Below are 22,402 nucleotides of genomic sequence, written 5' to 3' on the forward strand. Positions count from 1 at the left end.
CCTTTTTTCCTTGTCTTCAATTGCTCTAATCGCAATGCAATGGTAAAGTGGTACTGACGTAATTCCATCTATTTGTACTATTATAAGGAAGTGTTTACATTGTCTAACCAACCATTTGCCAGCACTGCGAGTCCTCATCTTAGCGCAGACTGTGAGCAATGTTTTGGCCTGTGCTGTGTTGCCTTGCCCTATGGCAAGTCATCTGACTTTGCTTTTGACAAGGCCAGCGGCACACCCTGTCCCAATCTGCGCACGGACAATCGCTGCGGTATCCATACCCAGCTTCGGCAGAAAGGGTTCAAAGGTTGCACGGTATACGACTGTTTCGGAGCTGGACAGAAGCTGTCCCAAGTGACCTACGCGGGCAAAGATTGGCGTGATCATCCAGAGTCTGCAAACGAGATGTTCGATTGTCTGCCTGCTTTGCGACAACTTCACGAGTTGCTCAGTTATATGAAGGAAATGATGATGAGACCGGAGACGTCATCCCTTCACTCGGCATTTGGTGAGTTATATGAGGAGATTGAGCGCTTGAGCAATCTGGAGCCTGCGGCACTCCTCCGTCTGGACATCGCCAATTATCGGTCCAGTGTGAATCAACTCTTGGTCCAGGCAAGTGAGATGGTACGCGCGAATGTGCCACCCACCGCTCATGGACAAGGGAAGTCGAAGAATAGTAAAAAACGTACCGGAAGTGACTTTTTTGGTGCCAATTTAAAAGGGGCTGACCTGCGGGGCGCAAGCTTCCGAGGGGCTTTAATGATCGCAGCCGATCTCCGAAATGCAGATACACGAAATGCGGATTGGATTGGCGCGGACTTGCGGGATACGGATCTGGGCGATGCAGACCTGAGAGGTGGCATCTTCCTGACGCAATCCCAAATTAATGCAGCCAAAGGTAATGTGAATACCAAGTTGCCGGATCATCTTAACATTCCCTCACACTGGGTGTAGGGTGCCATTTCCGCAAGAGCACGAGCAGGGATACAGGCAGCATAGTACCTGCCAATTTATATGAATATATGAATCGTATACAGCAACAGCAAAAAAAACAGCTCGTCCTATACATCCAAGGACGAGCTGTTTGTTATAAACTCACTGGAACGAATCAGAATTATAACAAGTCGCGGCGGAGATCTTCAGCCGATTTTGGAGACAAGTGACCGAGCGGAATATCAAATACCGTTTTCGCTCCCTTATGTCCTTCCACGCTCAAGCGTTGTGCGGCTCTTGCATACGCTACAAGTACGCTTGCTGTAAATTCAGGATTGCTGTCGAGTTTCAGACCAAATTCAATAATTTGCTTTTGACCAGCCCCTGTAACCCCACTGCGAATAACAAATCCACCATGCGGCATACCTTCATGCTCGGATTTCAATTCTTCTTCGCTAATAAACGTTACAGTTGTATCGTAATCTGCAAAATAGTTAGGCATCGACACAATCGTCTCACGGATCTCATCCTGATTAGCACCATCTTCTGCTACCACATAACATTGACGCAGATGTTTCTCACGTGTAGACAGCTCTGGTGTCTCCCCTGCACGAATGCGGTTGATTACCTCTTCAACAGGTACAGTATACTGTACACCCGCCTTAACGCCTGGAACACGACGAATAGCATCCGAGTGGCCTTGGCTCACACCTTTGCCCCAGAACGTGTACTCTTTTCCTTCTGGCAGGATGGACTGTGCAAGCAGACGGTTCATGGAGAACAAGCCTGGGTCCCAACCTGTGGAAATGACACTTACGTGACCGCCTTGCTCTGCCGCAGCATTAACTTCTTTGTAGAATTCAGGAATCTTCGCATGTGTATCGAAGCTATCTACCGTATTGAACAACTTGGCGATGGCTGGTGTTTGCTCTGGAAGGTCGGTTGCAGAACCACCACAGAGGATCATAACATCAACCTTGCCTATGTATTGCTCCACTGCAGAGATATGCTCAAAACGTACTTCTGTGCTTTCAGCGACCATCTGCTCCGGATTACGACGTGTAAACACAGCAATCAGTTCCAGATCCTCGTTCTGGGAAATGGCTTTCTCTACACCTTTACCCAAGTTACCGTAACCAACAATACCCACTCTAATCATGTTCAATCCTCTCCTGTCTTCTTCTATAGTTGTCTATTACTCTGTTTATAATGATATAACATAACATGTAACCTGTCAGGTTTCCAGTTCGAAATAAAAATACCTTGCAGCGGTGCAGCAATAATGCGGCTCCGTATGCAAGGTATTATGGCGTTCATTCGTTATTTTAGGAAGAAAAAAAGCAGGAAAGAAAAATAGCCCTTATCTTCTGCTTATGATTCTGTCCAGGTCAACGTCAGTTCAATGACGCCTTCCTGTCCCGCCAATGTTCCTCCAATCAAGGACCAGACATCCTGCGTTTCCGGATCGGTTCCCTGAATGATAATATTTTTGTCATCGATCGTCTGACCTGCATCCGTCAACTTTTTGGCGTTGAAGTAATCTTTATACAACTGGGATACGGTTTTCATATCTTGTTCAGTGGAGAAAATCACCATGGCCGATTGCTTGCCTTCATTCTCACCAGAATTGGCTAAACGAATCGTAGCATCTTCCGGCAATGGGAAATCACTTGGCAAGTTCTCCGGCAACTCATTGGTTCCAGCAGTCGCTTCTTCATCACTATCTGAATCCGAGTCGGTTGGTGCAGTCGTGCCCTCCGTTTCGGTCACTGCACTTGTTGTTGCTTCGCTTGTACCTTCATTAGTCGCTTGTTCATTAGTTCCGGAGGAAACTTCAGTGTCCACCTTCTCAGTATCACTCTGTTCATCTGCCGCGCTGCTGCAAGCACTCAGGGCCACCATCATCGCCAGTGCGGCACAGGCCAATACATATTTCCTTCTACTCACCATCTGTTACCACTCCTTCTTCTTCATTTTATGTGCTAATCTCGTTCAAACGGCTGGATCACAGGCACCGCATGAACGTTATTCTTAACCCATATCACAGATACAGATAATACACTTAGAGACAATAGACAACTGACTACAAGAATGGACAGGAAGCGGGTGATTACTTTAAACTTTTTCATCCATCCCTCCTCCTCCTGTTCATCATGTATTTGTGGAATCATGTTACTCATAGGTCACTGGACGGTTTCACTAATTTCATGATCTCGGCGGCGACAATATCCGGTTGACTGTTGTGGATACTGTGTGTCGCTTGTGGAACTGTCAGCTGTGTTCCGTGTCTTGACCATGAAGCAAAATTCGCTTGGTCGTCCTGCCATGCATGACTGTCCTCATCCGACTCCTCCGAACCGGCTGTGAGGATCGTCAGGGGGAAGCCAAACTTCGTTTTGTTCTCAAGCACACACGCTGCATTTGTTCTGGAATTCCGAACCTCTTCCATGACATTGTCATTGTACGCATGTCTCAGCGTGGATATCGTAACGGCTTTTTTCATCGGTTCCGTTACCAGATTTGGGTCAATGACCAGAGATGCCATCATGCGATCCGATTGCAGCAATGTTCGTGCGATGCCTGTTTTCACCAGAAAACGGGACCCATCCATCATCCATTCCGGTGTATTCAAGTCTGTACGACTGTAATACTCCGGGCTTCCGCCATCGATCATGACCATGCCGGCCACCTCATCAGGATACCTTTGCGCAAACCGCAGTGTCTCCAGCGCCCCCAGGGAGTGACCAACCATGATGTAAGGTGGACGTTGACCGGATGTGCGCAGCAATTGGTGGATCTCTTCCGAGATGGTATCAACATCACGAGGGTCATCCGTATAGTCGCTGTATCCGTACCCGAACCGATCATATACCGCAATTTTCACCTGTGATTTCAACTTGTCATATAGCGGACTGAAATCCACATACGGATTGGGTGTACCCCAGCCTGAGGCAAACACCACGGTTACCTCTCCTTTGCCGGCGGTGTAGAGGTGCATGTTGCGACCACTCACTTCATAATACTTGCCTGGCGGGGGATAGGACTTCATATCCTGCGTGGATTGATACGCTTCATACGCTGTACCTGCCAGCAGCAAAAGTCCTGTGGCAAGCATGATGCCTCCCAGCACTTTTAACCCTCTCCGTAACCCCTTCTTCATCTTCTCTACCCCTTACCCCAAAGGTTCATCTATATATGTATGCTTCAATCGTACCCAAGAAATAGCGGGATTGAAACAATCCCGAGTCCAGTTCTTTCCCCAACCAAAGTCCAGTGTTCCTCCCCTACCTGTGACGCAAAAAAAACTGCAAATCTCCCATTCAGGAAACTTGCAGTTCATCTATACTTGTATTCTAAAACTCTTACCTCAATCTATCTCACGATGATCCTTACCTATAGTTGCAAAGTAAGACCCACCGGGCAATGATCACTGCCCATCACATGGCAGTCGATATGCGCATCTGCCACCTTAGGTGCCAATTGATTGGATACGAGAAAATAATCAATGCGCCAGCCCACGTTCCGTTCTCTAACCTTCGGCATATAGGACCACCAGCTGTATACATCCGTACGATCCGGGTACAGATGGCGGAAGCTGTCTACATACCCGGAAGCAAGCAAATCAGTCATCTTGCCACGCTCTTCAAGGGTAAATCCGGAATTGCCCAGATTGGGCTTCGGATTCTTCAGGTCAATCTCCTGATGAGCCACATTCAGGTCTCCACAGACGATAACCGGTTTAGTCTGCTCCAATTGCAGAATGTAGCCCCGGAATCGATCCTCCCATTCCAGACGGTAAGGCAGCCGGGTCAGATCCCGCTTCGCATTAGGGGTATAGACGTTCACCAGATAAAACTCATCATACTCCAGTGTAATCATCCGTCCTTCCGGCTCACTGTCCTCCTCCATCCCGTAACGAACGGATAAAGGCTTGATTCGGCTAAATACAGCCGTACCGGAATATCCTTTTTTGATTGCATAATTCCAATATTGATAAACATCTTCCCCCAGGTCCATCTCAATCTGTCCGGCTTGTAATTTGGTCTCCTGAAGGCAGAAAATATCCGCCTGAGTCTCTTGATAATAATCCATGAATCCTTTGGTCACACATGCCCTTAAGCCATTCACATTCCAGGACACCAGCTTCATATCCTCATCTCCTCACATCTCTCCAATATAGCATGGGCTCATTCAGAGGGACAAGCCTTACGGCTCTGGAATGAGATGGAGTCATTGGAATCCTTGTGGGCTAGCTTGCCTATATTTCGCTTCGTAACTTAGAGAACACCGCAAGGTCAATATATCTGCCTTTCTCAAACTCATGCTGCCGCAGTACACCTTCCTGTTGAAAATCAAGTTTATGTAACAGCTGAATTGACGCCTCGTTCTCCGGTTCAACCTTTGCTTCGATCTTGTTGAGCTGCATGCATGTGAATCCAAAATGTAACACAGCACGGGCCACTTCAGTCATAACACCGCGGCCCCAGAAAGAGGAACGCAAATCGTATCCAATCTCTGCACGGTTATGTACATCTTCATAGTTCAGGAACCCACAGGTTCCGATCACTTTACGAGTTTCACGGTCTTCGATCATCCAGCGTAAACCCGTGTGTTCCTTGAAAATCTTCGTATACCAATTCATCTCGCCCTGTGCATCCTCCACGGATTCAAAGGGAGTGAATGGCATATATTGAACCACAGCTTCATCGGAATATAACGCGAGCAGATCATGGCTGTCTCCAGCCTCGGCTGACCGGAGGATGAATCGTTCTGTCTGAATTAATGGAAATAGATCAAACCTAAATTGCTCACTCATGCGAGGTCTCCTTTGCAACATTCATTGTAGAAGTCCATTTTACTACACTTGCCTTCATCAAGCTTTTACTATTAATATGTTCTATTAAGGCATTACTGTAGAAAAGGATACATAGGAGAGGACGTGCTATTATCACACAATCATATGACGTTATTATCGTTGGAGCCGGCTCCATGGGCATGAGTGCAGGATATTATCTATCGCGCAGTGGATGCAAAACTTTACTAATTGATGCCTTTGATCCTCCGCATACGGAAGGAAGTCATCACGGGGATAGCAGACTGATGCGCCATGTGTACAGTGGTGGGCCTGACTATATCGCCATGGCATTACTTGCACAGAAGTTATGGCACGAGCTGGAGGAAACGACCGGAGACCAACTGTTTGTTCCTTCCGGTGTAATAAATGTGGTTGATCCGGAGATTCATTCCTTCCACAACCGATTGAGCCATGCAGATGATGCAGGCATTCGGTATGAAACATTGCACGCAGCCGAGGTGATGAAACGCTGGCCAGGTATTACAGTACCTGAACATTACGAGGGCATGTATGAGCCTGATGCGGGTTATCTGTATAGCGAACCCTGTATTCGTGCCTTCCGCAAAGCAGCCGAGACTCACGGTGCCACCTTGTTAACGCACACGCTTGTGGAGCATATCGAATACGGACCACATTCCGTTGCAGTTCAGACTTCAGGTGGTGAGACATACCACGCGAATCAAATCATCCTGAGCGCTGGCGCCTGGTTTCAGACATTAAAACCTTTCGTGGATCTCCCCATTCAAGCAGTGCGTAAAACGGTTGGATGGTTTGATGCACCAGAAGCTTTGTACGGCGAGGCACACTTCCCCGGTTTTACACTGGCGGGAAAAGAAGGTACATATTATGGATTTCCAAGCATTGGCGGATCAGGTCTGAAGATGGGTCGTCATGATACGGGTCAGGTGTGGACACCAGGAAGTACAATGGCTCCTTTTGGTACGGAAGAAACGGACGAGGGGGATCTGCGCAGGCTGCTCGAACTTCATATGCCTCAGGCAGCTGGAGAATTGAAACGTGGTAGTGTATGCAAGTATGAATTCACTTCGGATGAAGATTTTATCATCGACCGACACCCTGCCCATGAACGTGTGTGGCTCGCAGGCGGTTTCTCCGGTCACGGCTTCAAATTCGCAAGTGCCATTGGGCAGATTCTATCCGACTTGGTGCAAACGGGGCACACGGATCAGGATATTAGCAGGTTCACCCTATCCCGTTTTCGTTAAGTACCAGCTGGGTGGATGAATATATGTATGTCTAAAATAGTTACTTTTCTTGAGGGTGCAGTGTTGCTTAGAGCACTGCACCTCCAAGAAAAAAGGACACGTAATAACGTTTAATTCATGTGTACTCACACTAATTAACTTTGACGAGGCTCCATTGCTGATTGGCCCCGCCATTGTCGGCCCATTGAATGGTGGAGGCACCCGCGGTCAGAGACCCTTGATTGATGTCAACCGTCAGTCCACTGTTTCGATTCGCAAGTACCACATATCCTCCCACATCAATTGGCAGCCATTGCTGATTGTTGCCCCCGTTATCCTGCCACTGAATCAGAGCGGCTCCGCCTTGTGTGGAACCCGAATTCACATCCAGCAAAAGCCCACTGCCTACATTGCGAATGTTGTAATATCCGTTACCTGCCGACTCCAGCTTCCATTGCTGGTTGGCTGCTCCATTATCATTCCACTGAATGATTGTTGCCCCACCCGTAGAAGAAGCACCGTTAACATCGAGTGCAAGTCCGCTATTTCGATTGATTAATTTGTAGATGGCCCCGGATTCATATCCTGTACCGCCATTGTAAGTTGCACCGGAAATGACGTAGGTTGTGACCGAATTGGCCTTGGCCGTGGCGGTAAAGGTTTTGTTTTGCACTGAAATATTGGTCAGTTGCTGCAACTTCTCCGTTGAAGAGGTCCGATATACTTGAGCAGACGTGCCTGTGTTCGTAAAACGACTGAGATCATAGGTTACCGTTGTATCCGTCGATTCCGAATTGGTTGTTACCAGCACAACTTTGCCGGAGGCTGCATCATAGGCTGCAAGGGTATTGGCATCATTCATGCCGATAATCTTGTATCCAGGACGAATAAATTTGCTGTAATTGCCCATGACATAATATTTATGGTTCACGGTGTAACTAGTCGTTTGGGTATTGTTCAACACGTTCTTGAAAAATCCCCATCCTTCTGCACTATCCACGGCTTGCCAATACACCCATCCACTTGCGCCCATATTGCGAATATCCTTGAGGATGGTCCGTGACATCGTAAGTCCGCTTGCATCTCCGTCTCCATATTCCGAGGTCCACAGATGTTTGCCCGCAGACGTCGCTGTGTTGCGCAAAGCAGTACGATTGCTTCCGCCATACGTATGGGTGTTAATCTGAGTGATCGCTGATTTAACCGCATTGCTGTAGCTGTTGAACGACACATTGGAATCATCGATACTGTATTCTTCCGGTGCGCTCAGCTTGGTGGACAGGCCCTTTGCATTCAATGAAGCTTGTACCTGACTCAGAATTGTGTTCTGATCCGCACGGTCAAAGTGCATGCCCTCCTGGTCATTGCCCTGCTTCCACCACGTCGAGATCGGTTCATTCAGCGGAGTTACGCTATCAAATGTGATCCCCCAGTTATCCCGAAAATGCTTCACAACCTCGGTTAAGTAATCGGCAAAATCATCGTAGTAATCGGGCTTGAGGTTGTTACCACCATTGGCCGAACCGGACACATTGCCACTGATCGTCATCCAGTAAGGTGCGGAATTCGCAAAAGCTTCGATGACATTCACACCTTGAGCTTTGGCAGCTTGCAGCATATATCGTTGGTTTGCATCTGCATTCCAGTCATACACACCAGGAGAAGGCTGGTAACCAGGAACGGCTTTGCGATATTCAAGGATATTGGATGATGGATTATCCCCGCCTCCAATGTTGTACCGCAGGATATTCAGACCCAGTCCGGTATTTGCATTGAACATTTTCTCCACATACTCATCCCGATTGGAATATTCTCCAACCACTTTGCCCCACCACGCGAGGGATGTTCCCCATCCTTCCATCGTCTGATATTGCTTCGATGGATCGGCAACAGCCGTGTAGGCTCCTGCAGCAGATACCTCTGTCCCCACACCTAAACTTCCTGTTAGCAGACTTCCTGCCAGCAGCAGCGAGCTCATCCGTTTTAACCACTTCATCCGCTTCACTCCTTATCATTTTACACTTGCACTCCGATGTCAGAACAACTTTCCGATCGCTGTTATCCCCAGATTTTTAATTATTCTTAAAAAGGGGAAAATCCGGGGATAGCGTATGCTTCCGATGTAGCTTTCTTTCAGAAAGCTTTTAGGCGCACGCTTCGCTTCTTCAAGTTATTTCTGACCTCTCCGTTATCGTGTAAATGTATAGTTTAACTTAGAAAATAAACACCTAATATTGTGCAACCTCGCGGAAAGTCGCGTCTGACTTATCGAGTGCGGTAACGACAGCTTCCAGTTTCAGCACATTATTATAATGTCTCAGATACAGGTTCGGGTTACTAAACGAGGCATACGATGTCCAACCAGCGTTAGCAAGTCCATTTACACGTTTGAACGTGGCGTCATTTCGGAACGTAGTGCTGCCGTCATTTTTCACGAGTGTGATGCTGCCATTATTATTGCGCAGGAAATAACCCGGATAATTCATGGACTCAAACGAAATGCCTGTTGCATTCGACAGCCCGGGAACGATACGGAATTGTGCATCTTCCGCCGGACTGACACTCGCATCAATCCGTGCCTGATAGTTATAGTGACGAATGAAGCTGCCAGGCACATTGAATGACTCCAGCTTGCGGATATCCCCCGGTTGTCCGGACTCTTTCAATACGGTCATATGCCGGACGAGTCCGGTAAGACCTGCAATCTCTTGTTTGGCACCCCAAGTCTGGAAGTTGTCAGCAGAGTCGCTGTAATAATATTTTTGTGTTGCATAGCCGTCAAAGTAGATTCGCCATGAACCATTATCCAGCTGAACAAGCGCCGGACCTTCCACCCAAGAACCCCAACCTGCCCAATCCCCTGTGCCTTTAAAGGTATAAGGACCCGTTAGCGAAGTTGATGTCGCATATTCAATGTATTTGGTGGTCTCGTTTTTGGTAAAAGCATGATAGGTTGACCCTGTCTTCACGATAAAAGTGTCGATATAATTGGGAGCAATGCCTGCCAGTTCAGTAGGTGCAGACCATGAGGTAGATGTTAGATTGCTACCTGAAGCTGTGAGTACATAAGGTTTGAAATTCTGATAGTTGCCTGGTGAGAGGGACACGATAATGTTTAGACTGCCGTTGCTGTCTTTGAACCATTCTGGTGCCCAGGTGTGTGCGATTGTGGTAGGTGTGGATAATGTAATGTTACGGACAAATGTCCAGTTTACCTTATCCGGGCTGGAGGCGATGCCAATGGTGTTACCTGACCAGTTCGTGGTGTAAACAACGTAATATAGACCATCTGTGTGCTTCATGATGCTGGGATCGCGGATCAGATCGGCCGGAGGTGTATAGGCTGGCCCTTTTAGCAAACCATAGTGGGTTGCATTATAGGATTCGTAGATATACATATTGGACTCACTTGTGTTCGTAAAGGCTGATATCGTATATACACTTGTCGCTGCTCTGGCTGTATTGGGGAATAACATCGTTAATAGAAGTAATGTTCCGAGCAGCAGAATCATTCCGGCCTTGAAACCTTTGGACTTTCCTACTCCTATTCCTCCTATTCCTCCTATTCCTCCTATTCCTCCTATTCCCTCTTCCTTCTTCGTCAACATTGGGTCATCTCCTTATCCATGAGTGATGAACAGAGGAATACCTCACTGTATTACCAAAGACAAAGCGTACCTGGGGCTGTCCCTGATGAGCAACACCTCACGACTACCTGTTCAAATTCCAATTACATGAAGCATCACTCCCTTCAAAGATCATGGATGAACACTCTTTATATATGTAAACGGTTACAATTAATTAAACTACAAGTGTTACCTTAGTTCGTTGTACCAACCTGATCACCACAGTTCCCCCATTCCCTTAGCTAATTCACTCCGCAAGACTGAATCCAAAGATTCACAAGCTCGAGTTATTTGACTAAGAAAATGAGGTAGTGTGACTGTAGTAAAAAAGGTGAAATGCTGCGCCCAACTCGAACTATCTCGATCCAGTTCTTGTTCTCAACTATAGTTGGATCAGTAAGACAGCTAACGATCCATGCATGAACTATTCCACCACAACCCACGGATAACGGGATAATGCGTCCAACAGGAATCGTACTCGTTCTGGTGTTCTGCCTTCTTCATCGAACAAAAGTAATTCATTCTCTTCCTGTAGCCATGCTACTGGAATTTTGTAATCCTCTTGCGGACCAATCTGCCAGTAACGGCCCAGATGATGTCCGTTTAAGTGAATGGTTCCTTTGCTCATTCCGGTCAGGCGAAGCATCAGGTTCACCTTATGGTGCTCGGAAATAGAAGGTTTCGCGAAACGCCAGCGGTACCAGACCGGCTGACCATACGATCCTCGGACTGGAGTATGATTGGATACAGGGTGAGACTTCTCACTCAATGTAGCACGATTAACCGATTCATTCGTGGTGTGGGGCACCAGATTGGCAGTACAATTGCCACCTGCGGCGATACCAGGCTGTCCTGCACGTTGGATTGATCCCTGTCCAGAATGGAGCGATTCCTGTTCTACCTCGTATCTCTCCCATTGTTGCGGAAGCAATGCATCCGTCTCTTCCATACGCCAATCCTTCAGTTCTCCCTGACTCGGATATGTGATCAGTTCCAGTCGATTCAGCGAAGAGCGGCTATACGGCATTTCCAGTGTATTTGTCTCTCCGGTCTTGATATACAAGGAGATGTCTAACGTCTGGAAGGCAAACCAATCCTGATATCCTTCCATCGGAACTTCGATACCATTGATACAAAGACCTTTGCTCAAGGCACCCACAAGAATCGCCCGATCCATGCCATCCAGCGTAAAACTTCTGCTCAGAAGTGGAGATTCTTGGAGAGAGTTCACCTCATCGAGATGCACAAGTCCACGCTCCATACGCCAATCCCGACGAATATCCTGAACCTTGCCATCCAGATACACAGCACCAGCCAGACCTTTGCTCTCACCCAAATACGGGGAGAAGTTCAATCTGCCCATATGCTGTACCAGAATCTGAAGTGTATTCTTCCCTTTGGCCACCTGCAACTGCACACCTGCTGCCCCTACCTGACGAACCAGTGCCTGCTGAACACCATTAACGATGATTCTGGCAGTATCCTGGATATCCGGCAAAATGAGGTTAGTGACCCCTTCGGTTGGACTCTTGAAATCACATTCGTACAATAGATAACCAAAATCTTGTCCGTATCGGGAAAAGTCTTCTGGTTGTCCACTCGCCGGACGCTGCTTCGCAGTTAACGTAACACGTGACAGCTCAGGAGAATCAGACAACGTCGGCGCACTCGGTGATGTCCATGGAAGCTGCTGCTTTATACCTGCAATAGACTCCTCGCTGGCAAAGAACTCGTGACCTGTGAACGTACGTTCTCCATCGGTCCAGTCACCAAGCAGCGTAATTGTGCGATCTGGGTCCGTGATCATACCCTTGACCTGACCAGATGGCAACACGTCCACGTCATCAAACCCGATCACATAACGTAGTCCCTTCTGATCTGTTGCTTCCAATCGCCATGTTCGATTCATCGTTTCTTGATCCAGAATGATGAATCGGATCGGTGTGCCGTTTGCTTCCAGCTGGATCGTTCCCGGCTCTTGGAAATGGAACAAATCGAAGCGGTATACGTTCCTGGCTGAATCATGTTCAACCAGCACTTGCACTGTACTGCCCGTGACGTTTAATACCTCGGCTTCCAGTTCAACAACAGAACGCTGCCCTGCAGCGGCCACGATGAACAGAGTCAATTCTCCGTTTATCATTTCATTGCCCGTAATCATCGTACCCGCAGTCAGGTATACGTGTTCAGCAATCCGTACTCGATCCAGCAACGGAACAATCTGTCCTGGATTCAGAGATACGGGAAGAGTACGGCCTTCTTCCAGTGTAATGTGCATCGTTTCGCGTTCATCCTTGTGACTCTCCAGGAACCAAATCTTCTGGTTGTTAGCTTGTCTGCCTCGTACAGATATGCCTTCAGGATGACGTACAACGATCTGTTCTTCTGGAATTTCCTCTGTTTCCATCAGAAGGGCCCCGAAAGCATGGACGAAATAGGACAAATTCTTGGTTACTGCATATTTCGGTGTCACCCGTCCATATTCGTTCAGCGGTGCATCATAGTCATAGGACGTAATCATGAAGATGTCACTGCTACCCATCGTTCTGCCGCCATATCCACCAAAGTTCGTGCCACCATAGAACATGTAGTGACTGATTCCGGTATACCCGGCACGCAGAATCTCCATGATACGTCTCTCTAGTAAAGGGGCTGTCTTCTGAATGGCCGAAGGTCCTCCCCAATTCTCAAACCATCCGGTCCAGAATTCCGTGACCATCTTCGGGGTGTCCGGCTGTTTGGCTCGGAGTTTCTCATAATGCCCGTCAGCACCTGACCAGAAATTAGCCCCTTCAATCGTGCCTTCCGCCCCGCCAACGCAAGTGATCAGCGTAGCGTCAATGCCACGTTGCAACAATCCATCTCTCAGCGTATTCATATGGTCACTTGCAGCAGCGTCATCCATCAGATACCCGTATTCATTTTCCACCTGAACCAGAATGACCGTGCCCCCAGCGGACAGCTGGCGTTCCCGAATAATCGGCACAATCCGGTCAAAATACAAATTCACATAGTGCAGATACTTCTCATTATTTTCCCGGAATTTTACGCCGTCCTTCGTACCAAGCCAGTATGGAAAACCGCCAAAATCCCATTCTGCACAGATAAACGGACCCGGACGCGCGATGACCCACATGCCCAGTTCTGCACACAAATCCAGAAATGCTCCGCAATCGTTGTCCCCTTCAAAAGACCACTGTCCTTCTTCCGGTTCATGCACATTCCACGCAAAGTAAGTGTCGATGCAGTTCATACCTGCCAGCTTCGCCTTCAGCAGAACCTCACGCCATTCCTCCTTTGGCATACGGAAATAATGGATCGTGGCACTGTTCAGAAATATACGCTCTCCGTTTAGGAAAAAACTGCGTGCATCGTATGTTAATTCAGATAGAACACCATTCTCAGCCCTCGCGATGTTCTTCTCCTGTTCCTGCAGCAAAAGGGATGCTTTCTCTGTCAAAGTTATCCCCTCCTTCTCTTTATTTATATAAATTGAACTAAAATTATTTACACTGGCACTCCGATGACAGAACAACCTTCCGATCGCTGTTATCCCCAGATTTTTTTTAATTCCCTTTTCTCAAAGGGAAAATCCGGGGTTAGCGTATGCTTCCGATGTAGCTTTCTTGCAGAAAGCTTGTAGGCGAACGCTTCGCTTTTTCAGGTTTTTTCTGTCCTCTCCGTTTGGTGTAAATGTTTAGTTTAATTTATATAGGTTCATATGTCCTGTAATCTTTTAAAAATATGAGTTCAACTAATGAATATTTACACTGGCACTCCGATGACAGAATAACCTTCCAATCGCTGTTATCCCCAGATTTTTTTGATTCCCTTTTCTCAAAGGGAAAATCCGGGGATAAAGGCGACCGCTCCGCTTCTTCAGGTCCTTTCTGTCCTCTCCGTTTTCTGTGTAAATCTGTAGTTGAACTTATATTCCTTAATCATCAGTTCCCCTGTAACGTCACGCCTTCCAGTACAACCGTTGTGATGGAATTGTCCGCCGTAGGTACTTCCACTCCGTTGGCGTACACCGGGATGTCTTCAAGCTGTTCCATGTTCCGATCCGGTGAAGTTTGATACACCTGAGCGGTGGATGATTTTCCATATGCATACCCTTCCAGTTCAAACGCCGTTGTACCCGCTGACAATTCATTGCGAATCACTAGCACCAATCTCTGGTGTTCCGGATCGTAGGCAGCCAGCGTGCGTCCACCATCGGTTGGAATAATTGTCGCGCCAGGACGAATGAACTTCGTGAACTGGGCCATGCCGTAATACTGTTTGGTCATCTCGTACTGCTCTTCTCCGTTGAAATTGGCATGAATGAAGCCCCAATTATTATTGGCGCCCTCATCTTCAACGGCCTGCCAGTATACCCAGGCGGATGGCTGCATGATTTTCAGATCAAACATGATCCGCTCCGCCAATTCTTGCACCGAGGTCATATCCTCATGACTGTGCGGCTCGCTGCCGCCGGTTCCGTACTCGGACATCCACAGCTTTTTGCCATGGCGTTCTGCCAGCGTGCGCAGCTCTTCCATTTTGCTACCATTATAGGAGTGGGTATTGATCTGCTGGATTACGTCCAGCGTGTCCTGATCATAGAGGTTGAAATTAAACACCGTCTCATCAATGCTGTTATCGTCTGCGGCACTAATGACAGTTCCATCCAGTCCTTTGCTCTTCAACGATGCAGCGACTTTCTTGATAATCTCGGCCTGTTTCTCATTCGTAAAATGACTTCCTTCCTGCATATTGCCCTTCTTCCACCAGTCGGAGGAAGGTTCATTGAGCGGATTCAGTGTGCGGAAGGTGATCCCCCACTCGTCCCGATAATGCTTTACAACTTCGGTCAGATAATCAGCAAATGCATCATACTGGTCATCACGCAGATTATTGCTGCCATCCACGGCTCCGGTAACGGATCCACTGATCGTCATCCAGTAAGGTGGTGAATTGGAGAATGCTTCGGTAATGTTCACACCGCGCTCCATCGAACCCTGTAATACAGCACGCTGACCTGCATCAGCATCCCAGTCCCACTCTCCTGGTTCAGGCTGGAAACCAGGTACATCCCCGCCAGGACGAAGAGCTTTCATCTCCGGATTTTCCTCGCCGCCAATATTGTAACGAACGATGTTCAGACCTAATCCTTTCTCCGGGTCAAAGACCAGATCCATCACTTCACTAACCTTCGCCTGATCCTTCCATCCGCCAAGATCGTTGGCCCACCAGGCAAGTGACGTACCCCAACCTTCAAAATGATCATAGGATTGATCCAGCTTCAGACGTACCGGTTCCCCTTGGAACTCAATTGTTTTGGATGATTCATTGGCAAAATGATTGATAACAATTCCTCCTCCTGCCAGCAGGGCAATCAGAGCGACACCCATGAGGATATAACTCCGTTTGCCTCTGCTGCGTTGTTCTTTATGCGCCATGGGCTAAACAATCCTTTCTCCATGTACGTTGATTACTCTATTGACCTTGAACGTCAGGTTCAAAACATACACACACTACAGACACCATCTGTGTTACTTGATTCCGCTGCTTCCGCCGCTAATGTTAGCCTCATAGACATAACGCTGTCCGAACAGATATACCAGCACCATCGGAATGGTGAGGAAGAGGGATGCGATCATGACCAGGTTCCACGGCGGCATCTGCCCGCCCCCTACCGTAGTCAACAGCTGTACCCCGAGTGCCAGCGGCATTTTCTCCGGATCATTGATATAGATGAGCGGTCCCATGAAGTTGCCCCAGTTATAGGAGAATGAGAAGATCGCAATGGCCGCAAGTATCGGATACGTCAGTGGCATGATGATCTTCCAGTAGATTCCCGGGTGTCCCATACCATCGATCATGGCGGCTTCATCCAGTGATTTTGGAATACTCATGACAAACTGCCGAATCAGAAATACGTTGAACGCTCCGGCAAAGAAACTCGGCACGATCAGCGGGTAAAATGTATTAATCCAGTCCAGATGACGGAAGATGATGAACTGCGGTACCATCGTAACCTCACCCGGAATCATCATCGTACTCAGCAACACAATAAACAGGAAACGGCTGCCTTTTGCTTTGATTCGGGCAAAGCCGTAGGATACGATCGAAGCTGATAATACCGATCCGACAATCGTAAAGATGGTAATGATGACCGAGTTTTTGAGATATGTTCCAAGATTATTATTCGTAAAAATCGTATAAAAGTTCGACCATTGGAACTCCATTGGAACGAAGGTAAAGGCTGATTTGACGGTTGTTGCGTCACTTGCCAGTGCAATAGAGATCATGTACAGGAAAGGCGAAGCAAGCAGCACCCCGACCAGAATCAGAAAAATATAGGATATCGTCTTCTCCACAGTCGATGGATTACTCATTGGCTTTTCCCTCCTCGTAGTGCACCCATAGCGCCGATGAACGGAATACAACGAGTGTCAACACCATGATGATGATGAATAGTACCCAGGCAATCGCCGATGCATATCCCATTTTGTAGAATTGGAACGCATTCTGGAATAAGTAGGGAACAACCATCTGACTTGAATTGTCAGGTCCCCCGGCAGTAACGATGAATACCTGCGCGAAGGTCTGGAGCGCTCCGATCATGCCAGTCACGAGATTGAAGAAAATGACGGGAGTCAGCATTGGGAATGTAATGTGGAAGAACGATTGTGTACTTTTCGCCCCATCGATGGCAGCGGCCTCGTACAGCTCCTGTGGAATGCCTTTCATCCCTGCAAGCAGCAATACCACGCCACCACCCACACCCCATAAGGACATGAGAATCAATGCAGGCTTAACCCAGTTCGGATCAAGAAGCCAGGCAGGACCCTGAATACCGAAGATTGCAAGTGCCTGGTTGATCAAACCTTCAGTTGGCGCAAGCAAGTGGATGAAGAGCAATGAACTCGCAACCACCGGAACAACCGACGGCAGATAGAACAGAATACGGAAGAAGGTGATACCTTTGATTTTCTTGTTGAGGTAATATGCAATCCAGAGCGAGATCGACATCCCCAGCGGAATGGATATTAGCGCATAGAAGAATGTATTGCCGACAGATTTCCAGAAGATCGGATCATCGGTCAGTAACGTTTTGTAATTGTCGATACCGATGAATTCAGGGGACTGGAACAGATCCCAATTCGTGAAGCTCATATAGATGGAAAACAGGATCGGACCCAGAGTCAGCCCCAGAAACCCGATCAGCCAAGGCGAGATGAAGATGTAGAACCATTTCCCGTCCTTTTTTCTCACGTTAAGCCCTCCCATGACGCAGAGAGCAGATGGAACCCGCATTCACGCCGATTCCACCTGTCCTGCTGTCGCTGCTATTTGTGCATGTTCAGAAAAAACCTCTATTTGTAGAGTCTTTCCAGTCCACTCTGAATTTCGGTTACGGTATCATCAAGCGAGGCTTTGTTGTTGAAGTAGACACCCAGCTTATCGTTAATGAGCTTCATCATTTCGTTCCATTGCGGGTTGAATGGTTCTGCATAGATCGTTGATTCACTGAACGCAGCCATGTTGATTTTTTTGCCGCCATATTCAGCATTCAGGAATTCATCACTGGACAGACCGGCTTTGGTTGCAGGAGCATCCTGACCGGCTTTGACCATTGGCATCTGTGCTTCCGGTGTGGTCAGTGCTTCGATGACTTTGAAAGCTTCTTCCTTGTGTTTGGAAGCGTTGGTAATCGTTAACCCGTTAAAGAATGCGTTTGTTTCGCCCCATACCGGAGAGATATCCCAATTAATTCCTTCCACCTTGGCAAGTGAACCGATGTTCCAGAACCCTGTCGTTTCCATGGCGATCTTGCCTTGAGCGAACAGCGGATCAGCTCCGATATTCCCCATGTCGGCAATCTCGGTTGGCGTTGGTCCCGCACCGTGTGTGAAGGTCAGATCATTCATGAATTGTAATGCTTTCCGCACAGGCTCTGTATTGAAGGTTGGTTTGCCACTCTCGTCGAACAGTGAGCCACCGTTCTGGTAGATCAGCTGCATCCATTGCGGCCACCAGCTACCCGGATAGTAACCCCATTGAGTCGTTTTGCCGTTCTCCTTCACCGTCAGCTTCTGAGCTGCCGCCATCAGATCATCCTGCGTCCAATCTTTGGTTGGGTATTCCACCCCAGCCTTGTCGAACAGATCTTTGTTATAAAAGAGGACCATCGCACCTGCCCGATCCGGCAAACCAAATTGTTTGCCATCATACTTCATCAGGTTTGCGATATCATCGGAATAACGTTCGGACATGTTCACATTGTTCGCCTGAATCATGTCATCCAGCGGTATAATCTGATTCTTGGAGGCGTAAGCCTGATAGTTCTCGGCAATCATCATGATGTCCGGCGCCGTTCCTCCGGCGATCATGGTCTGTACCTTCTGGTCATAATCCCCTGCAACCACGTTCAGCTTCACGTTAATATCGGGATACGTCTGTTTCACAATGTCGAGTCGTTCCTGATAAATCTTCTTCTCATCCTCCGAGCCCCAGATTGTCATGCTCAAATCAACCTTGCCACCGGACTCGCCGGAAGAACCGTTTTTACTCCCGCTGCTACAGGCTGTCAGACCCATTACCATGACCAGCATCAATAACGAAATGACCTTTAGACTTCTTCTCATACGTTACGCCCCCTTGATATAATGAATGGATGACTGCACTGAAACCCGTTTCATGAAATGGGTTTCATTAAGCTGAAACATAAAACCCGTTCCACTTTATGAAAGGGGTTTCATTCACGCACTCATTATATTTCACCCTTCGAGGAAATGTCAACGCTTTCTTTTCCAATTACAGGCCCCTTTATCTTGCAGCAGGTCCTGTACTTTGACGCACAATTAGCTCCGGTTGCAGAACGATCTGCTTCTTCGGTTTGCCTTGGTTAATCAGCTCATGCAGCACATCTACAGCCTGTTTGCCAAGCTGATACGTGTTCTGGGATACGGTTGTCAGTTCTGGTATAACGGCACTGGCGAGCGGTGTATCATCAAAACCTACAATGGATATATCCTTCGGAATCGAGAGCCCATGCTCAATCGTTGACTTAATGGCACCAATCGCTGTGTTGTCATTGACACAGATGACTGCGGTGGGTGGATTTTCACGATCCAGCAGTTTGGACATCTCCCGTTTGCCGTCGTCGATGGAGAAGCTGCCGAGCAGTTGCCGTTCTTTTGGTATTTCGAGCCCATGTTCCCGAAGTTTCTTCTGCACAGCTCTGACCTTGACCATGGTGGTGGATAACTCTTTCAGGCCGCCAACAAAGGCGATATCGCGATGCCCCAGTTCAAGCAAATGCTCCGCTGCAAGGGCTGCCCCTGCACCTTCATCCGTGTACACCCGGTGGAACCCTCCTTTGGCAATATTGCCATTAACCAGCACAATCGGCATACGCTTGCCCATATCAATCAATTCCTGAGCCATGTCATCCGGACAGACCTGCATGTTAATACGCCCGCCGAGAAAAATAATCCCGTCTACCCGCTTCTCTCGCAGGATGGACAAATATTCAGATTCCCTGTTGTAGTCGCCTGCGGTATTACACAGAAAGAAGGTATACCCCAATCCGCGAGCCTCATTCTCCGCGCCCCAGAACACTTCCGGGAAGAAGGGATTGGTAATGTCCGGCAGGATGATGGCAATGGTGCCCGTCTCTTTTTTGATCAGACTGCGCGCCTGCGCATTCGGCTGAAACTGGTGTTTTTCAATGATGGACATAATCTTCTCTCGGGTGCTTGCACGCACAGGTGCCGTATCATTCAGTACCCGGGAGACCGTCGCTACAGATACATTTGCTTCTTTGGCGATGTCGTATATGGTGATCGGTGTCATAGCGGAACCTTCCTTTTTCTCTAATTTTCCCTATTTTCCCTGCTTATCATACCAGATAAGGAATGCCGATGAAATGGGTTTCATTGACGGGAGAATGATTTCACACTGAACCCATAGAAATTCCGGGTATAACATTCATACGTGAATTGTTCGTTGCATTACGCATTAGCGTCAATATATACAGGACATGTTTGCTTTTCTTTATTTCACCTTCTAATCTGCGTTTATGGTCCATATATTAAATTGTAAGCGAATTCATTGGAGATTAGAGGAGTGTGAACAACGTCATGATCATTCAAGTCAGTCCGCTGGCAGAAGCAAGACTTACTGAAAAGCTGGGAGATCGACCAGGCTATTTCAAATTGTTTTATGATACCGATGGATGCGGTTGTGACGGAATTGCGGTACTTCTGATCTTGAACGAACCGGATAGCGATGATGTTACCGTAGAAGCGGGGTCGCTTCCCTTTGTAATCAACAAACAGCAGCAGATTTACTTTGAACCCTCTCTGCGTCTGCAATCCGAGCACAGTTTCCCTTCATTCCGACTGAGTAGCGATTCCATGATCTATGGCAGTAATGTCAAAGTCCATGATTTACGAGATACCGCAGACGTAGCCCCTCAGCCCACTGGATGGTTTGTACGATAAACGTTGAATTTGTACTATAATCAAAACCTCCCAAGCCCAGATGTCATGCGGGACGGGAGGTTTTTTATCAATTTTATTGAGTTTATTAGGCATTATTTTCGTAAACATTTCATGTGAACTAACGTTTGCTGTCAGTTCAATGTAACTAAAATTACTTCACAACAATTTCAATTGGGTTCATGGTCATAGAGATATCCGCGATCATATCCACAAAGAGATTTTGTTTCCCTTTTTTGGTTACTATAAACTCATCTTTAACCTCAACCAATTGACCTGATTTAAACTCAGTTACATATCCCACATCCGCATAATTACGCTCCTCGTTACTACCGGAGAAGAAAAAACGAATGATTGGTTCTCCATGAGATACTTCAACTGGTTTAATACCTGTATATTTTAAAGTTCCTTTTACTTTCAGTGCCTCACCCGTACTTATAACAGTTGGTGTGGTTACTTCAAGAACGAAATCAGATGCTACTACACGTTCAGTAATTGTATCTTCATTTTTTTCTTTTGGTGAACATCCCGCAAATATCATGGATACCACTAATACCAACATTAAGATGCTATTACTCATTTTATTAATTTCATATCACCTCTTTCATACTCTAACGAATGATGTATAGAAAGGGTTGCTCAATTTGTTCCTTGATTCTCCTGAACTATCGTTTACTGTTAGTTCAATCATATATCACACGAATTCAATTAACTTCCTATCTATTTCTGCGATATCACCAATTTCTGATGTACCATCCCAAAGGATAATTGAAGAAGCTTCATCGTTTTCAACAAAATCATCAAGTTGGCACAATTCACCCATGAACAGAGCTCCATACTCTGTCCGTTCAGGTCCATGATAACTTGGCTGGAGTCTAAACTTCATTAGCCCTTTGAATTCAGCCGAATTAATATTTTGATTGGTTTCCTCAAACAATTCTCTAATTACACATTGCTTCGCATTCTCTCCAGCTTCAATAATACCACCTGGAAGTTCCCAGTTGTTTCTCCACTTATTATGCATGAATAGATACTTCCCTTCGCACTTCACCACAATTAGAGCATGTGTTAGTGGAGCATCCAGTGTGCTTGTAATGACCTTATCGTACTCGATACGAATAAATTCCAAAAAAATGTTACCTCTTGAATCTGTCATGATTTCCATTTTTACGCCTACATTTCTTTTGTAAAAAAAACGCACTAGACCTAAGTCCTGCGCGTTTTACCAACTTCCGTCTAATAAAGTATTCACCTTTGATTCATGGTCTCTCTGTGCGCCGTTTTGAAATTTGA

At 47.1% G+C, this 22,402-nt stretch carries 19 protein-coding genes; 3 read left to right on the top strand and 16 right to left on the bottom strand.

Annotated features, from left to right (window positions below; all coding sequences use genetic code 11):
* Window positions 1-99: 99 nt before the first annotated feature.
* Window positions 100-954, top strand: a complete 855-nt coding sequence (locus NST38_RS22695; RefSeq protein ID WP_076252817.1) for a pentapeptide repeat-containing protein — start codon at window positions 100-102, stop codon at window positions 952-954.
* Between the two features lie 160 nt (window positions 955-1,114).
* Here NST38_RS22695 and NST38_RS22700 read toward each other — a convergent pair whose 3' ends face one another.
* From NST38_RS22700 to NST38_RS22725, 6 genes are all read right to left on the bottom strand, one after another.
* The gene (locus tag NST38_RS22700; protein ID WP_370511437.1) at window positions 1,115-2,092 is read right to left on the bottom strand and encodes a diaminopimelate dehydrogenase; all 978 of its coding nucleotides are present in this window, start codon (window positions 2,090-2,092) and stop codon (window positions 1,115-1,117) included.
* 212 nt (window positions 2,093-2,304) lie between these two features.
* Window positions 2,305-2,883: a hypothetical protein gene (locus tag NST38_RS22705; RefSeq protein ID WP_143781272.1), complete on the bottom strand. Its 579-nt coding sequence runs from the start codon at window positions 2,881-2,883 to the stop codon at window positions 2,305-2,307.
* Window positions 2,884-2,915: 32 nt separating this feature from the next.
* Window positions 2,916-3,062 (bottom strand): hypothetical protein, encoded by a 147-nt coding sequence (locus NST38_RS22710; RefSeq protein ID WP_165790037.1) that lies wholly within the window; start codon window positions 3,060-3,062, stop codon window positions 2,916-2,918.
* A gap of 47 nt (window positions 3,063-3,109) precedes the next feature.
* Window positions 3,110-4,093: an alpha/beta hydrolase gene (locus tag NST38_RS22715; RefSeq protein ID WP_076252819.1), complete on the bottom strand. Its 984-nt coding sequence runs from the start codon at window positions 4,091-4,093 to the stop codon at window positions 3,110-3,112.
* A 233-nt stretch (window positions 4,094-4,326) separates the two neighbouring features.
* Complete coding sequence (locus tag NST38_RS22720; protein WP_076252820.1) at window positions 4,327-5,082, bottom strand: exodeoxyribonuclease III; 756 nt, start codon at window positions 5,080-5,082, stop codon at window positions 4,327-4,329.
* 109 nt (window positions 5,083-5,191) lie between these two features.
* Window positions 5,192-5,749: a GNAT family N-acetyltransferase gene (locus NST38_RS22725; RefSeq protein WP_036617301.1), complete on the bottom strand. Its 558-nt coding sequence runs from the start codon at window positions 5,747-5,749 to the stop codon at window positions 5,192-5,194.
* Between the two features lie 131 nt (window positions 5,750-5,880).
* Here NST38_RS22725 and solA point away from each other — a divergent pair, with 131 nt between their 5' ends.
* A complete protein-coding gene (gene solA, locus NST38_RS22730; RefSeq protein WP_143781273.1) occupies window positions 5,881-7,014 on the top strand; it encodes an N-methyl-L-tryptophan oxidase in 1,134 nt (377 codons plus the stop codon).
* A 130-nt stretch (window positions 7,015-7,144) separates the two neighbouring features.
* Here the strand turns inward: solA and NST38_RS22735 are convergent, their stop codons facing one another.
* From NST38_RS22735 to NST38_RS22770, 8 genes are all read right to left on the bottom strand, one after another.
* Window positions 7,145-8,989 (bottom strand): RICIN domain-containing protein, encoded by a 1,845-nt coding sequence (locus NST38_RS22735; RefSeq protein WP_076252822.1) that lies wholly within the window; start codon window positions 8,987-8,989, stop codon window positions 7,145-7,147.
* A 232-nt stretch (window positions 8,990-9,221) separates the two neighbouring features.
* Window positions 9,222-10,601, bottom strand: a complete 1,380-nt coding sequence (locus NST38_RS22740) for a glycoside hydrolase family 43 protein (protein WP_143781274.1) — start codon at window positions 10,599-10,601, stop codon at window positions 9,222-9,224.
* A gap of 442 nt (window positions 10,602-11,043) precedes the next feature.
* Window positions 11,044-14,079, bottom strand: coding sequence for a beta-galactosidase (locus tag NST38_RS22745; protein WP_341344079.1), 3,036 nt, complete (start codon window positions 14,077-14,079; stop codon window positions 11,044-11,046).
* Between the two features lie 484 nt (window positions 14,080-14,563).
* Window positions 14,564-16,060 carry a glycoside hydrolase family 30 protein gene (locus NST38_RS22750; RefSeq protein WP_083684692.1) on the bottom strand — a complete coding sequence of 499 codons (1,497 nt, stop codon included), beginning with the start codon at window positions 16,058-16,060 and terminating at the stop codon, window positions 14,564-14,566.
* Window positions 16,061-16,153: 93 nt separating this feature from the next.
* On the bottom strand, window positions 16,154-16,999 hold the full coding sequence (locus NST38_RS22755; protein WP_036617294.1) for a carbohydrate ABC transporter permease: 846 nt from the start codon (window positions 16,997-16,999) through the stop codon (window positions 16,154-16,156).
* Window positions 16,992-17,879: a carbohydrate ABC transporter permease gene (locus NST38_RS22760; protein ID WP_017687021.1), complete on the bottom strand. Its 888-nt coding sequence runs from the start codon at window positions 17,877-17,879 to the stop codon at window positions 16,992-16,994. Before NST38_RS22760 ends, NST38_RS22755 begins: the two co-directional genes overlap by 8 nt.
* Window positions 17,880-17,980: 101 nt before the next feature.
* Window positions 17,981-19,252 (bottom strand): ABC transporter substrate-binding protein, encoded by a 1,272-nt coding sequence (locus tag NST38_RS22765; protein WP_076252824.1) that lies wholly within the window; start codon window positions 19,250-19,252, stop codon window positions 17,981-17,983.
* Window positions 19,253-19,433: 181 nt separating this feature from the next.
* Window positions 19,434-20,462, bottom strand: coding sequence for a LacI family DNA-binding transcriptional regulator (locus tag NST38_RS22770; RefSeq protein ID WP_076252825.1), 1,029 nt, complete (start codon window positions 20,460-20,462; stop codon window positions 19,434-19,436).
* A gap of 287 nt (window positions 20,463-20,749) precedes the next feature.
* Here NST38_RS22770 and NST38_RS22775 point away from each other — a divergent pair, with 287 nt between their 5' ends.
* Window positions 20,750-21,112, top strand: a complete 363-nt coding sequence (locus NST38_RS22775) for an iron-sulfur cluster biosynthesis family protein (RefSeq protein ID WP_017687018.1) — start codon at window positions 20,750-20,752, stop codon at window positions 21,110-21,112.
* A gap of 151 nt (window positions 21,113-21,263) precedes the next feature.
* Here the strand turns inward: NST38_RS22775 and NST38_RS22780 are convergent, their stop codons facing one another.
* The gene (locus tag NST38_RS22780) at window positions 21,264-21,689 is read right to left on the bottom strand and encodes a hypothetical protein (RefSeq protein ID WP_341344080.1); all 426 of its coding nucleotides are present in this window, start codon (window positions 21,687-21,689) and stop codon (window positions 21,264-21,266) included.
* Between the two features lie 114 nt (window positions 21,690-21,803).
* Complete coding sequence (locus NST38_RS22785) at window positions 21,804-22,265, bottom strand: NUDIX domain-containing protein (RefSeq protein ID WP_341344081.1); 462 nt, start codon at window positions 22,263-22,265, stop codon at window positions 21,804-21,806.
* Between the last annotated feature and the right edge of the window lie 137 nt (window positions 22,266-22,402).

Origin of the sequence: Paenibacillus sp. FSL H8-0104 (assembly GCF_038050215.1) — a bacterium.
GTDB lineage: Bacteria > Bacillota > Bacilli > Paenibacillales > Paenibacillaceae > Paenibacillus > Paenibacillus amylolyticus.